This is a genomic window from Phyllobacterium sp. SYP-B3895 (genome assembly GCF_009647635.1).
Classification (GTDB): domain Bacteria; phylum Pseudomonadota; class Alphaproteobacteria; order Rhizobiales; family Rhizobiaceae; genus Phyllobacterium; species Phyllobacterium pellucidum.
Window position 1 is genome coordinate 664,573 of record NZ_WJIG01000004.1, and the last position, 13,451, is coordinate 678,023.

Consider the following 13,451-nt stretch of genomic DNA (forward strand, 5'->3'; position numbering starts at 1 on the left):
GCCATGCTGGAACTTCTGGTGATCCTCGTTTGTGCCGGCATCCTTGTGAGCGGCGTCCTTGCCGTTTGGCTCAGCAACCTGCTCGCCGCGATGATCAGCGCGGGCCTTGCCAGCTTGTTTGCCGCCGTCTCCTACGTATTGCTTGCGGCTCCCGATGTGGCGATGGCAGAGGCGGCTATCGGTTCTGGACTAGCGACCCTGATCTTCCTCTATACGATGCTCAAGACCGATGGCGGGAGAGAGCCATGATGGAACTGATCGGCAGTATCATAATCCTTGCCGGTGCATTTTTTCTGTTTTCCGCCGGGCTCGGTCTTTTGCGCATGCCCGATGCTTTCACGCGCATACAGGCCGGCACCAAGGCATCGACACTCGGCAACATTCTCGTTCTTGTCGGGCTGGGCTTTTACCACCCCGATTGGAGCCTGAAGCTGCTGATTGTTGCCTATTTCGTGCTGATGACGAATCCCCTGTCATCCCACGCACTTTCGCGTGCCGCTCACAGGATCGGCATTCCAATGGCAGCGTCGACCTTCACCGACGCATTGCGTGACGCGGAGAACGATCAGAAAGGGAAGGGCGCCCAATGAAACGAAGCTTCGCCATTCTCGCTGTGATCATGTTGGGGGTGATCTTTTTCTGCCTGATTACAGGATATACCGAACGCCAGACGATATCGCCGCTTGCTGAATACTATCTCACGCAGGTCCCGCGCGAACTTGGTGCGCCGAATGTGGTGACCGGAATCCTGATCACCTATCGTGGCTTCGATACGCTTGGGGAAGTGGCCGTACTTTTCATGGTGGCTGCGAGTGTTGGCGTGCTCCTCAAAAGCAAGACTGGGCAAGATGCGCCAAGTGCCGGAGGGCGCGAACCGAGCGAGCTCGTTCGCACCGGAGCTGAAGTGATCTTGCCGCTCATTTTCCTCTTTGGCACCTATGTGATCATGAACGGCCATCTTTCAGCCGGCGGTGGTTTTCAAGGCGGCGCTGTGGTGGCATCCGGCGTCATGTTGCTGATGCTGGCGAGCCCGGCCAGCCAACTCCATCACGGCTTCCTCAGCGTGACGGAGTCGCTCGCAGGCGTAATTTATGTCTCGATAGGCGTCCTCGGCATTGTTTTTGCTGGCGGATTTCTCGACAGCCATATTCTCCCGCTCGGTAAATTTGGCACGTTCGTCAGCGCTGGGGCGATCCCGGTGATATCGGCACTGCTTGGCATCAAGGTCGGCGCGGAGCTGAGTGTCGTCATCGATCGGTTCCGAAGCTGACATGGCAGGCGAGGTACGTTGATGGGACTGCCGGTTTCGCAAATTTTGCTCGTTACGGGGTTTCTTTTGATCCTGATCGGATTTTGGGGAATATTTGCCCACCGCAATATCCTGCGCATCATCATCGGGTTTTCGCTGATCGACACCGGCATTCACATCGTCATGGTGGCAACCGGATATGTGACCGGAGGTACTGCGCCAATCATCGATGCCGCATTGGAAAAGGCCGACGCTGCGGCGAACGCTGTGGACCCTGTTCCGTCGGCGCTGGTTGTCACCGCCATCGTGATCGGTTTTTCCGTCACTGCGATCATGTTGTCCTTCGCGATACGCCTGTACGATGCAAAGAAGACGCTTGATATCGACGCCTTCACGGAGTCGAAATGGTAGAGGCGTTGTTGCAACCGCTGAACATTTTCCTGTTCGGCCTTGGCGGCAGCTTTCTTATCCCGCTGCTTTACCGGATCGCCAAGCCTTTGCCCGCGGTCGCGTTCGGCCTTGCACTTGTTGGGATGACAGCCATCAGTGCTGCCTGCCTGTGGGCGGTTTATCATGGGCAGCCTGCGCTGGAGAGTTTTACGGCCGGCAATGTGCCACCCTATTCGATCAATCTACGCATTGGCCCTTGGGAAGCCATCTGTGCCTTCAGCATCAACATTGTCGGGCTTCTGGCTGCTTGGCACCTGTGGGGCCAGCTCCGTCAAAGTTACGCAGCCCTGTTGCTCTTTCTGCTGCTGATCATGGGCGTGAACGGCATGGTGATGACGCGTGATCTGTTCAACTTGTTCGTGTTCCTGGAAATTGTATCGATCGCGACCTATGGCCTGTTGGGCTTCTACGGGACCCCCGCCGCGCTCGCCGCCGGCTTCAAATACATTCTGGCGACTGTGCTTGCATCGACCTTTTTCCTGCTTGGAACCGTCCTGCTTTATCATGTGACCGGCACGCTCAACATCGATGATCTGATCGTTCACCGTGACCAGATAGCGGGCCCGATCGGAACGACGGCACTTCTGCTCGTGCTCGCCTGCCTTCTTATCGAATTGAAGCCGTTTCCTGCCAATGGCTGGGGCCTCGATGTTTACGAGTCAGCGTCGAGCGGCATCGCGGCGCTCGTGTCCGGTGTGGTCTCGGCAGGCGTGTTCTTTGCCCTGTTCAAATTGCTCCCGCTTTTTGACGATTTTCTCACACTTATTGCGGTTTCGGGGGGCGCCACGTTTCTGTTCTCCAACCTCGCAGGGCTGCGCCAGACCAATGTTCAGCGCATCCTCGGCTATTCGTCGATGGCACAAATGGGATTGCTGACGCTCGCGCTTGCGCTGATGCGGCAGCTTGGCTCCGACGCGTCGATGCCGCTTGTGGTTGGCGGTCTCTTCGTCAATCACCTCTTGGCAAAGGCCGGTCTCTTCTTTCTGGCAGGCGCTGTCGACCGGGATAAGGTCAATGGCTGGGCTGCCATCGCCGGACGTCCGCTACTCCTGCTGGTCTTCGCCATGCTGCTCCTTGCCATTGGCGGCCTTCCGCCTTTTCCGGGGTTCTGGTCCAAGTGGGAACTGGTCATGAGAGTGGCCAATGCCGGGCAGTATGGATGGATCGCCGTTATTCTGGTCGGATCGCTTTTCGAGATCGCGTATATGTTCCGCTGGTTCAAGCAGGCGACCCGTGCCGCGCCGGAAGTGGAGATCGTGGACGTCTCGCCCGGTCATCTCGTACCGGCGGGAATGTGTGCCCTGCTTCTCTGCCTTTCCGGCTATATCGCGGCAAGCCTTTCAGGTGCCGCCTCTCTCTGGCTGTTTGCGCCGCTTGGCGGGGCGGGCTTTCTTTGTCTACTCGACCGGCTTCCGGGCCGATTGAAATCCGTGTTGATGCTCGTCCTCGTTCTTGTCGTTGGCGTGTGGATCATTTCTCCCGCAGAGGGCATAAGCCGGCTGTTTGCGGTGCTGCTTCTTGCAGGCGGTCTGGTCGTCGCTGCGGCAAGTCTTTATCGCACCGATCCTCGCCCGGGTTATTACCCACTCATGGCGCTCCTGCTGCTTTCCATCGCAGCGCTTCTGCGGATGAAAACCAGCCTCGAATTTTTCTTCAGCTGGGAGATGATCACGCTCGCGTCCTATTTCCTGATCGCCCAAGCGCGCGGCGCACATGCTTACGCGCTGCCATTCCTGTTGTTTTCCATTGCTTCTGCCTTCTGCCTGCTCACTGGCTTTGCCATTGCCGCTGCCGCCAATGGTACGATGGATCTTGCTGCGTTTGGCGCAGCCGGAAACGATGCCTGGCCGGCATTCGTCCTGCTGGCAATCGGCTTCCTCATCAAAGCGGGTGCCGCTGGTGTCCATGTCTGGCTACCGGGCGCCTATGCGGAAGCCGACGACGACCTTTCGGCGATGTTGTCAGCTGTCGTCAGCAAGGTCGCCATCTTTGGACTGTTTTCAGTCACATATCTGGCCATTCGCTCGCAGATCGGGCTCGACATGGCGCATGTCGTGGGTTGGGTCGGCCTGCTGACAACCGTATTCGGGGCTCTGATGGCGTTGCAGCAGAATGACATGAAGCGCATGCTGGCCTATTCGAGCATGAGTCAACTCGGCTATATTGTCACTGCCATCGCACTGATGAGCCATCTCGGCTGGGTCACAGCGCTTTATCTCGTCGCCAACCACATGATGGTGAAAGGCATTTTATTCCTTGCCGCAGCCGGCATCATCCTGCGAACCGGAACGCGTCTGATCGATGGAAGCGGCGGATTGGTGCGCAACATGCCTTTCACTTTTGCGGCCGTCGCCACGGCGCTCATCTCAATGTCAGGCCTGCCGCCGCTTGCCGGTTTCGGGGGAAAATGGCTGCTGCTCAGCGCCCTGGTGGAGAAGGGCTGGTACGGACTGGCAGCGATGGCTGTCGTCGCGACGTTCGTCGGCTTCCTCTACATGTTCCGCCTGGCCTATTCGGTTTTTCTCGGGGAGCGAAGGGCCGGACTTGACGCTGTTCAGGAAGCGCCCCTGGCGTTGCTTATACCGCAGTATGTGCTGGTCGCAGCCATACTGGCTTTGACCTTTTTCCCGAAGATCTTCATGGAGCCAGTATCCGCGGCGATCGACCCGACCTTTGCATCGACGCTGGTGTGGGAAGGCATGTCGCTCGAAACCATTTACGGTTACTGGAATCCGCTACCCGTCATGGCGATAACGGTGGCGCTTGCCGCGGTCCTCTTCTTCGTGGTCTGGCTTCGCTACGTATACGGCTACCGCAGGACCCCGACGACGGGCGTCGCGGTCTTTTACGCATTCTATCAGCCGACGCTTGCGCGCGTGTTGAAGCCGGTCGCGATCACATTCTGGCGCGGTGTGTCGGCGTTAACGCTAGGCGCTGCGGACGGGGTCAGAAAGGTCTATACCGGAAACGGCCAAACCTACTGCCTATGCGTCCTTTGGTATGTCATCGTTATTATTGCGGTCGGGACGATCGGCCACTAGCGCCGATCTGCGCTCAGCAGGGCGCGATGAAGATCGTGCCGTCGCTGCGCCGATAACGGCACTTGCTCCGGTCCTGGCTCGGCGTCGATGCTGTACCAACGACAGCGCCAAGGAGGGCACCCCCAGCAGCGCCACCCACGGTGCTGCGCGTATTGTTGCCGATGGCTTGGCCGGCAACGGCGCCGACGCCCGCACCGACCACTGCGCCAGTTCCTGCACGCCGATCCTGTTCGTTCGTGGCACAGGCCGAAAGCAATGCAGTTGCGCTTACAACAAGAATGGCCACATTCAACGATTTCATGACGACCTCCTCGAGAAATTCGTTTCGTTCGCTAGTGAGTTCAATGTTCAGGAAGCACCAACGTCAACAAGGATCGCTTTCCCCAAGCAACGCATGCCGAAGAAATGGACGCCAGGCCTAGTCTGCGGATTCTCAGCAAAGGCACCGTGAACTTGACATGCCGGCCGTCCGCAAAATTCGCCAGGGTTGGCGCATCGCCAAAGTCTATTGCGATTTATGTCTTCAGTCCCGTTCTGCTGCCTGCCTTGTTTGCTCGAGGACAGCTTCGGTTATCGAATTCGGCAGTCGACGCGGTGTTTCGATGAGCCCCAGCAGCGGCATGATGACGATGAAGAATGCGAAATAGTAGAGCGTCGCGAACTGGGACAGGATGACGTAAACGCCTTCCGGCGGCCGTGAGCCCAGCCAGCCGAGGAAGAGGCCGTTGGCGACGAAGAGCGCAAAGAACAGCCTGTACCAAGGACGGTACACCGCCGAGCGCACCTTTGACGTGTCGAGCCACGGTACGAAAAACAACACGGCGATCGCGGCGAACATGGCCAATACGCCGCCGAGCTTCGAATCGATCGGTCCAATGCTGAACGTGATGGCACGCAAGATGGCGTAGAACGGGAGGAAGTACCATTCAGGCACGATGTGTGCCGGCGTCTTCAGTGGCTCGGCAACCGTGTAATTGTCCGGATGGCCGAGAAAGTTCGGCATATAGAAGACGAAATAGGCCAATACGAGCGAGAAAACGACAATTCCAAGCGCGTCCTTAACTGTTGCGTGGGGCGTAAAGTCAACGACGTCGGCGCTCGACTTTACGTCAATGCCGATCGGGTTGTTCTGGCCGACCACATGCAAGGCCCAGACATGCAAGGTCACCACGCCGACAAGCATGAATGGCAGCAAGTAGTGCAGCGCAAAGAAGCGGTTGAGGGTGGGATTGTCGACGGCGAAACCCCCCAACAACAGTTGCCGTACCCACCGGCCTGCCACCGGTATGGCGGTGAAGAAGTTGGTGATGACGGTGGCGCCCCAGAACGACATCTGTCCCCAGGGCAGCACGTAGCCCATGAAGGCCGTCGCCATCATCAACAGGAAGTTGGTGCAGCCGAGGACCCACAAAAGCTCGCGCGGCGACTTGAAGGAGCCATAGTAAAGGCCCCTGCCGATATGAATATAGACTGCGATGAAGAAGAACGACGCACCGTTCGAATGCAGATAGCGCAACAGCCAGCCGGAATTCACGTCACGCATGATCTTTTCGACTGAATCGAAGGCGAGCACAGTATTGGGAGCATAATGCATCGCCAGGACGACGCCGGTCAGGATCTGCGAAACCAGCATGACCGTGAGAATGCCGCCGAAGGAATAGGCGTAGTTCAGATTGCGCGGGACGGGGTAGATGATGAACGAATCGTACACCAGCCGGGGCAGCGGCATGCGGGCATCCAGCCAGCGCTCGATGGATGTCTTTGGCGTATACGGCGAACCCACACCCCGCATCGCATTTCTCCCCGTTACCCTAACCTTTAGCGTTGTGTCTCGCGCAGTTTATTTCACCGGCATGACAACCGGGGCATCCTTTTTCTTCAGCAGCACGACGATGAATTTCGCCGGTTTGGTCTTGCTGGCATTGCGGCTGATCAGGTGAATGTCGTCAGGACTCTCGTAGAAGGTCTCGCCCGGCGACACGGTGACTTCCTTTTCTCCCTTGACCTGCATCACGATTGAACCCTCAAGCACATAGACGAATGCGTTTGCTTCGTGTTTGTGAATAGGTGATGAGCCACCCGGGCCATATTCGACCGAGATCATCAAGCCCTCCTTGCCGGGATAGTTCGGGAGGTCCTTTTTCATGAGCGGCGTGACTTTTGCAGTGTCGCCAGCGGCGACCGACGGCAAGGTGCCAACGAGACAAACGGCGGCGGATACAAATAGCCTCAACAAAGCTGATTTCATTGTCGTGATCCCTTAGGTTGTTGAACGCAAATAGATGGGTGGCTTACTTTGGCTGTTGGGCCTGGCGGAACCAGTCCTGGAAGGTGATCTTGCCGATCCGTGCACCCTCGCCAGGCACGATCGACTGATCGTTGAGCTCAGACCCAAAATAGCGCGCATGCACGTCTGCCTCGACCGTTCGAGGATCGTTGGCGGCTTGCAGATACCGGGCAATGATCGCGTTCATGGGAGCGCGCTCAGGCCCTGCAATTTCCATCGTTCCGTTGAGGGGCTTGCCGGTGGCGACATCGGCCATCACATCGGCAACGTCGTCCGAGGCGATGGGCTGGAAAGCTGCGGGAGAAAGACGAGCGACGGTGCCGACTGTCGCCTCATCGGCGATGCCCTTCAGGAACTCAAAAAACTGGGTGGAATGGACGACCGTGTATGGAATTGGCGATTCTTTGATGAGTTTTTCCTGGGCAAGTTTGGCCCGGAAATAGCCATTTTCAGGCAGCCGTTCCGTTCCGACGATCGACAGGGCGACGTGGTGCTTTACGCCGGCCTTGGCTGCGGCGGCGAGCAGGTTGCGGCCCGACGTTTCGAAGAACTCAAGCACAGCCTTGTCTTCCCATGAAGGCGCGTTTGCCAGGTCGACGACGACCTCGGCGCCGACGAGCGCTTCCGCCAGGCCTTCACCTGTGATGGTGTTCACACCGGTGTTTGGCGACACGGCGAGCACCTCGTGTCCCTTATTGCGCAGGCGTAGCGCAGTCTTCGACCCGATGAGCCCGGTCCCACCAATAATGACAATCTTCATAACTTATCTCCTTCGTTGTCGGCGTTTTCGACAATGAATGGAGAGACAAAATCATTCTATAATACGCGGGGCGTAGCGACCTAACCGCATTGGTTAGCAGCATCATGCCTAATTATAGGAGTGATCTAGCTGCCGGGTGTCACCAGCGTCAGTGTTGGAAAGTAGGTACGGTATCGTCCGACGTCACGCGTAAGCAAAGTCAACCGGGCCACGGCCGCCTGGGCTCCTATGAAAAAGTCAGGCAGCACGCCTGTGCGGGCCCCCCCTGCCTTGCGATATTGCAAGAAGACTTTACCGGCAAGGAAGAGCGCTTCTCTCGGCATTGGTATTATTTCCAGTCCGGCCTCATCAATGAACGCGTCGAGGTGTTCGATGCGATTGTAGCGAACCGCAAGTTCGGCGTAGACAACGTCGTTGATCAGCAGGGGGCCCCGCAACGACGCGGCCTCCAACTGCGCGATCGACCAGTCGGCCCATTTCGGGTCGTTGGTGACAAGATCGAGCAACACATTGGTATCAACGAGGATCACTTCTCACCGCGGGTGAGGGCAAGGATTGCATCCGTATCGAGACCCGAACCAGCGTGGCCGCGCAGGCTCCCAAAACGGCTCTTCGGCTGCTTGTTGTCGGCGCGGGTAATGACGACGCTGCCATCGACCGCCCGGTGAAAATCGACCTTGCTCCCCGGCCCAATTCCCAGGAAGTCACGCACGGGCTTGGGGATCGTCACTTGCCCTTTCGTCGTCACGGTGGTGGTCATTTTCTGCCTCTGGTAATGCTCCTGTCGCAGAAGGTATTACTTTTCGGTGGGGGATTCAAGCCGCCAGTGGAGGCAATAGCCATCCAGAAGCCAGGGTCAGCCACATGCCACGGGCGGATCATCGACATACCGCTCTATGTGCCGGATTCGCGGTCATCGTCCTCTGACGCCGTGCCGCTGCGGCCTTGCGTCGCCCGCAAAAGGTTGTCGCGCAGTTTCGTCACCGATTTCTGCACTTCTGGAAAATCCTCACCGAGGCCGGTGGCGTCAACAACCGACGCGGCAGGGATTTTATCGAGAAGTTTCCGTCCCGCAGGCAGTAGGCTCACGCGCACCTGCCGTTCGTCCGCTGGATCGCGGCGACGTTGCAGATAGCCTGTTGTCTCGAGTTTCTTGAGAATGGGCGTCAGCGTATTGGATTCGAGAAATAATTTCTCACCAAGCGCGCCAACGGTCAGATCGTCCCCTTCGGAAAGCGCGACCAGAGTGATATATTGGGTATAGGTCAGGCCAAGCTTGTCGAGGATGGGTTTGTACGCACGGCCAAACGCCAAATTCGCCGAGTAAACCGCGAAACACAGAAAATTCGATAGCTGTCGGCGCTCATTGGCGGGCACCGTAGAAGAAGGCGCGGTCAAGTCCGTGCCTTTGGCTTTCGAAACAGACATGACGCCTCCTGGGACATAATTTGGATTGATCCTATATAGATCGCATACGATTAAATCGCAATGGTATTGACATTAGGGTTGCATCCGGCTATTTACATCGCATCCGAAAGAATCGGATACGAGATAATAACGCGAGGATTTGACGATGACCGAGAAGCTCCTTTTTACTGGAAAGACCCATAACACGAGCGGGCGCGACGGCAGCACGCGCAGTAGCGACGGCAAGCTGGACCTCAAAGTGCCGCAGCCGCATCCTGCCGCCGAAAATCTATTCGGCGCCGCTTGGTCCGCTTGCTACATGGGAGCGATTGAGGTCGCCGCCGCCCAAAGGAATATCAAGCTTCCAGCAGCGACTGAAGTTGACGCCGAAATCGACCTGAATGTCGACGAGGGCTCCTATTTTCTCCGGGCGCGACTCAATGTAAGCGTGCCGGGAATCGACCGCGCTCTGGCCGAAGAGTTGCTCGAAGCGGCTCATACGATTTGCCCGTATTCCAAGGCAGTGCACGGCAATATTGAAGTTGCGACCAAACTCATATGAGGCCAGATCGGTCGGTCTGTTCAAACATGGCAGGCCGACCACTTTGATAAAAGTGACATCCCAACAGGAGCGCGTTCGATGATCGATGACAATGGAAGGTCAAGCCCGGCCTACAGCGAGTTTTCACGCGTGCTCGACCCCGCCATCTATGAGGCTTTGCCGGACGATTGGATCATCGGAATAACGGACGTCATCGATTCAACCTCTGCGATCGAGGCAGGGCGATATGAAGACGTAAACTACGCCGGGGCGACGATCATAGCCGCGCTCGGCAATGCTTGGGGGTCGTTCGATTTTCCGTTTGTGTTTCGCGGCGACGGCGCCGCGTTCGCGTTGCCGCCACACGGCCATAGGATCGCAACATCGGTGATGCGGCAGGTCTCAAGATTTGCGCAAAGCGATCTCAATCTCAAGTTGCGAACTGGCCTGGTGCCCATTGGAGACATTCGCGCCGCTGGACGCGATGTCAGAATCGCCCGCTACGCGGCGTCGGAACAGGCCACCTATGCTATGTTTGCCGGAGGCGGGGTGAAATGGGCCGAGCAGCAGATCAAGGGCGGGCGTTTTCTCGTCGAGCAGGGTACAGACAACACCAAGCCTGACCTGTCTGGGCTTACCTGCGACTGGACACCCTTTCCCAGCCGGCGAGGGGAGATCCTGTCACTTCTGGTAGAGCCGTCGGAAAATACGCACCCCGAAGCCTTCGCCAAGGTCGCGCGAGCGGTCCTTGCAGTCTTCGATACCGGTTCGCGCCGCTCTCATCCGCTTCCCGAGGAGATCGGCATCCCAAGGGACAGCAAGAAATACATCGATGCGAAAATGTGGACGGAGATCGCTTCCAATTCCGATTTCCGCAAGTTTGACGATGGGTTGCGCCTGACGCTGGATTGCACAACCGAACAAATCGAGACAGTGGAAGCCTTGCTCATCGAGGCAAGGGCGCGCGGCGAAATCAACTTCGGATTGCATCGACAGTCGCATGCCCTGATGACCTGTCTGGTACCATCGGGACAGCCCAATTCGCATTTGCATTTCCTCGACGGATTGGGCGGGGGCTATACCAAGGCGGCTCAGATGCTTGAAGCAGCTGAGCGCCGTGAAACGCCAACGTCGGGCAGGGGTTAGTCACCGGGTTGGAACGACTGCCAGCCGCGCGTCGATAAAAGCGAAGGCAAGCGATGTTACCGTAACGTACTTGTCCGCGGGTATGTTTGGAAAGGATCATCGGTCCCGCACGCACGCCGTTCACTCCTCTTGTTGGCATCGCGGCGTGGTGATTTTCGCACGGGCCACATCTACAGAGTACATGAGATGCTACCGGCGTAACCTTAAGCGTATCACCTGCAGGACATGTCTCTCTGTTTGGGCCCGACCAACGGGAGCACTACAATGGCAGACACAGAATATCCCAACGAGCATTCATCAGTGCCGGCGGTCAGACCTATCCGACAAAGCCGGCGCGAGTTCTTGAGCACTGCCGCACTGGGGATTGCGGCTGCAACCACGGCGAGCCTTTTTGCCGGACCGGACGCTATGGCCGCGACGGAAGAAATCCGCCCGTTCACGGTGAACATTCCGGACGCCCAACTCGAAGATCTGCGTCGGCGCATCGCCGCTACCAAACTGCCGCCGCAAGAAGTGGTGACGGATGCAACACAAGGTGTGCAGCTCGCGACGATCAAGGCACTCGCCGGCTATTGGGGAACGGATTACGACTGGCGAAAAGTCGAGGCCCGGCTCAACGCCTTGCCGCAGTTTACAACCGAGATTGACGGGCTGGAGATTCACTTTATCCACGCCCGCTCGAAACATGAGAACGCATTGCCGCTCATCGTCACACATGGGTGGCCCGGCTCGATCATCGAACAACTGAAGATCATTGACCCGCTCACAAACCCGACAGCACACGGCGGCACGGAAAAGGACGCCTTTCACGTCGTCATACCGTCAATGCCCGGCTACGGCTTTTCCGGTAAGCCGACCACTACAGGCTGGGACGCCGTCCGCATCGCAGCCGCCTGGACCGCGTTGATGAAGCGCCTCGGCTACACGAAATTTGTCGCGCAGGGCGGTGATTGGGGCGCGCTAATTGTCGATCAGATGGGCGTGCAGGCGCCGCCGGAACTGATCGGCATTCATACCAATATGGCCGGCGCAGTTCCGCCTGAGATCGATAAGGCGGCTTTCGCAGGAGCGGCGCCTCCCGAGGGACTGTCGCCTGAAGAGAAGAATGCCTATGACCAGCTTGCCTTCTTCTACAAGCATGGGCTGGCTTACGCGCAGGAGATGGGGAACCGACCCCAGACCCTTTATGCGATTGAGGATTCGCCCGTCGGTCTCGCCGCCTGGATACTCGATCACGACATCCGCAGTTATGAACTCATCACGCGCATCTTCGACGGTAAAACCGAGGGCCTTACGCGAGACGACATTCTCGACAACATTACGCTCTACTGGCTGACGAATACGGGCGTGTCTTCGGCTCGTCTCTATTGAAAACAAGCTTCCATTCTTCGCGCCGAAGAACGTCACGATCCCGGTGGCAGTAAGCGCTTTCCCCGACGAGATCTATACGGCGCCCCGGAGTTGGGTGGAGAAGGCCTATCCCAAGCTGATCCACTACAACAAGCTCGACAAGGGTGGCCACTTCGCTGCCTGGGAACAGCCGGCGCTGTTCACTACCGAACTTAGAACGGGGCTCCAGTCGCTGCGCTAAGCAGCAATCAACGGGGCGGCGGCAATGTGCGGCCGCCCCATTGTGCCGCGAAGTCTTGGAAGAATTCCTTAGATGCCTCGGCTTTCTGGAGGGTCAGCCCTTTGCTGCAGCTTCCAGTCCGGCAATGTCGAATTTCTTCATCTTGAGCATGGCCTCGGTGACACGCTTGGCCTTCGCCGGGTCGGGGTCGCTCATCAATTCACCGAGACGCTTGGGGGTAATTTGCCAGGACAAACCCCAGCGATCGCGCAACCATCCGCATTGCTCGGTCGAGCCTCCCTCTTGCAACGCCTCCCACAGGCGGTCGATCTCACCTTGGGTCTCGCACTCGACGATGATCGAAAAACTGTGATTGAACGGATCGAGCGGTCCGGCTTCGATAGCCATGTAGCGTTGATCGCCGAGGGTAAAGCCTGCGAGTTTAACGCTCCCCGCCGGTCCGCTTGGCGTATCTGCCGGAATGGTCGAGACCCATTCGACGGAAGAGCCGCCAATCAGCGAGGTGTAGAAGCGGATTGCCGCCTCCATGTCTTTCTCGAACCAAAGATGTTGCGTAACCTTCATCGTGCATCCTCCTGTTGAATGGACCTCTGTCCGCAGGACGAAGCTGGAGCTTCCATACCGACAGGGCCCACGCAAAAAATCGAACGAAAGTACGATATGACCCGACGTAGACAGGATACCTTAGGACCTGGCTATCGCTCGCGAGCCACACTTCATCCTTCAACCGGTTCGCATACGATATCTTGCTGTACGGGGCAGATTTGATGGGCACCCACTATTTGGCGAGCATTGTCCTGGGTTCTGATCTGAATCCGTAGTGCTCAGACGTTTGCGCTAACAAGGCTTGCTCGGGGCGGGATGCCCTGATGACGATCGACAATGCCAAGCCGGTCGCCGAGATAGTGATAGAAGAAGATGCCGAGCTTCTTGCAGGTCTTCATGAGGCCCAGCGGTACGGCCGTCACGTCTCATCGTC

The 13,451-nt window shown here is 57.7% G+C and carries 16 protein-coding genes and 1 pseudogene; 8 read left to right on the plus strand and 9 right to left on the minus strand.

Going from position 1 to position 13,451, the window contains the following annotated elements:
- Positions 1 to 3: 3 nt before the first annotated feature.
- The 5 genes from GF108_RS20785 to GF108_RS20805 are packed head-to-tail and all read left to right on the plus strand — an operon-like array spanning position 4 to position 4,740.
- Positions 4 to 249 (plus strand): hydrogenase subunit MbhD domain-containing protein, encoded by a 246-nt coding sequence (locus GF108_RS20785; protein WP_153670218.1) that lies wholly within the window; start codon positions 4 to 6, stop codon positions 247 to 249.
- On the plus strand, positions 246 to 590 hold the full coding sequence (gene mnhG / locus GF108_RS20790; protein ID WP_153670219.1) for a monovalent cation/H(+) antiporter subunit G: 345 nt from the start codon (positions 246 to 248) through the stop codon (positions 588 to 590). Before GF108_RS20785 ends, mnhG begins: the two co-directional genes overlap by 4 nt.
- Positions 587 to 1,270 carry a hydrogen gas-evolving membrane-bound hydrogenase subunit E gene (gene mbhE / locus GF108_RS20795; protein ID WP_153670220.1) on the plus strand — a complete coding sequence of 228 codons (684 nt, stop codon included), beginning with the start codon at positions 587 to 589 and terminating at the stop codon, positions 1,268 to 1,270. Before mnhG ends, mbhE begins: the two co-directional genes overlap by 4 nt.
- 21 nt (positions 1,271 to 1,291) lie before the next feature.
- Complete coding sequence (locus GF108_RS20800) at positions 1,292 to 1,660, plus strand: sodium:proton antiporter (RefSeq protein WP_153670221.1); 369 nt, start codon at positions 1,292 to 1,294, stop codon at positions 1,658 to 1,660.
- Entirely contained in the window at positions 1,654 to 4,740 is a 3,087-nt protein-coding gene (locus GF108_RS20805; protein ID WP_153670222.1) for a proton-conducting transporter membrane subunit, read from the plus strand. Before GF108_RS20800 ends, GF108_RS20805 begins: the two co-directional genes overlap by 7 nt.
- Positions 4,741 to 4,753: 13 nt before the next feature.
- On the opposite strand, the gene GF108_RS20810 is transcribed toward GF108_RS20805, so the two are convergent.
- The 7 genes from GF108_RS20810 to GF108_RS20840 all read right to left on the minus strand — a co-directional run bounded on the left by GF108_RS20810 (position 4,754) and on the right by GF108_RS20840 (position 9,215).
- Positions 4,754 to 5,041 carry a glycine zipper 2TM domain-containing protein gene (locus GF108_RS20810; RefSeq protein ID WP_153670223.1) on the minus strand — a complete coding sequence of 96 codons (288 nt, stop codon included), beginning with the start codon at positions 5,039 to 5,041 and terminating at the stop codon, positions 4,754 to 4,756.
- 222 nt (positions 5,042 to 5,263) lie between these two features.
- The gene (locus GF108_RS20815) at positions 5,264 to 6,532 is read right to left on the minus strand and encodes a cytochrome b N-terminal domain-containing protein (protein ID WP_153670224.1); all 1,269 of its coding nucleotides are present in this window, start codon (positions 6,530 to 6,532) and stop codon (positions 5,264 to 5,266) included.
- Between the two features lie 48 nt (positions 6,533 to 6,580).
- On the minus strand, positions 6,581 to 6,988 hold the full coding sequence (locus GF108_RS20820) for a cupin domain-containing protein (protein ID WP_153670225.1): 408 nt from the start codon (positions 6,986 to 6,988) through the stop codon (positions 6,581 to 6,583).
- Positions 6,989 to 7,031: 43 nt separating this feature from the next.
- Complete coding sequence (locus GF108_RS20825; RefSeq protein WP_153670226.1) at positions 7,032 to 7,787, minus strand: SDR family oxidoreductase; 756 nt, start codon at positions 7,785 to 7,787, stop codon at positions 7,032 to 7,034.
- A gap of 125 nt (positions 7,788 to 7,912) precedes the next feature.
- Positions 7,913 to 8,317 (minus strand): type II toxin-antitoxin system VapC family toxin, encoded by a 405-nt coding sequence (locus GF108_RS20830; protein ID WP_370462246.1) that lies wholly within the window; start codon positions 8,315 to 8,317, stop codon positions 7,913 to 7,915.
- Positions 8,314 to 8,547 carry an AbrB/MazE/SpoVT family DNA-binding domain-containing protein gene (locus GF108_RS20835; RefSeq protein WP_113281076.1) on the minus strand — a complete coding sequence of 78 codons (234 nt, stop codon included), beginning with the start codon at positions 8,545 to 8,547 and terminating at the stop codon, positions 8,314 to 8,316. The genes GF108_RS20830 and GF108_RS20835 overlap by 4 nt, the downstream gene beginning before the upstream one ends.
- Positions 8,548 to 8,681: 134 nt before the next feature.
- Positions 8,682 to 9,215, minus strand: a complete 534-nt coding sequence (locus GF108_RS20840; RefSeq protein ID WP_153670227.1) for a MarR family winged helix-turn-helix transcriptional regulator — start codon at positions 9,213 to 9,215, stop codon at positions 8,682 to 8,684.
- 145 nt (positions 9,216 to 9,360) lie between these two features.
- On the opposite strand from GF108_RS20840, the gene GF108_RS20845 reads away from it, so the two are divergent.
- From GF108_RS20845 to GF108_RS20855, 3 genes and pseudogenes are all read left to right on the plus strand, one after another.
- Complete coding sequence (locus GF108_RS20845) at positions 9,361 to 9,756, plus strand: Ohr family peroxiredoxin (protein ID WP_153670228.1); 396 nt, start codon at positions 9,361 to 9,363, stop codon at positions 9,754 to 9,756.
- A gap of 78 nt (positions 9,757 to 9,834) precedes the next feature.
- Positions 9,835 to 10,881 carry a DUF3095 family protein gene (locus GF108_RS20850; protein WP_153670229.1) on the plus strand — a complete coding sequence of 349 codons (1,047 nt, stop codon included), beginning with the start codon at positions 9,835 to 9,837 and terminating at the stop codon, positions 10,879 to 10,881.
- A gap of 264 nt (positions 10,882 to 11,145) precedes the next feature.
- Positions 11,146 to 12,472 (plus strand): annotated as a pseudogene (locus GF108_RS20855) (epoxide hydrolase family protein).
- Positions 12,473 to 12,565: 93 nt separating this feature from the next.
- Here GF108_RS20855 and GF108_RS20860 read toward each other — a convergent pair.
- The gene (locus GF108_RS20860) at positions 12,566 to 13,036 is read right to left on the minus strand and encodes a VOC family protein (protein ID WP_091951610.1); all 471 of its coding nucleotides are present in this window, start codon (positions 13,034 to 13,036) and stop codon (positions 12,566 to 12,568) included.
- 260 nt (positions 13,037 to 13,296) lie between these two features.
- Positions 13,297 to 13,440 (minus strand): hypothetical protein, encoded by a 144-nt coding sequence (locus tag GF108_RS20865; protein ID WP_153670230.1) that lies wholly within the window; start codon positions 13,438 to 13,440, stop codon positions 13,297 to 13,299.
- Positions 13,441 to 13,451: the final 11 nt, after the last annotated feature.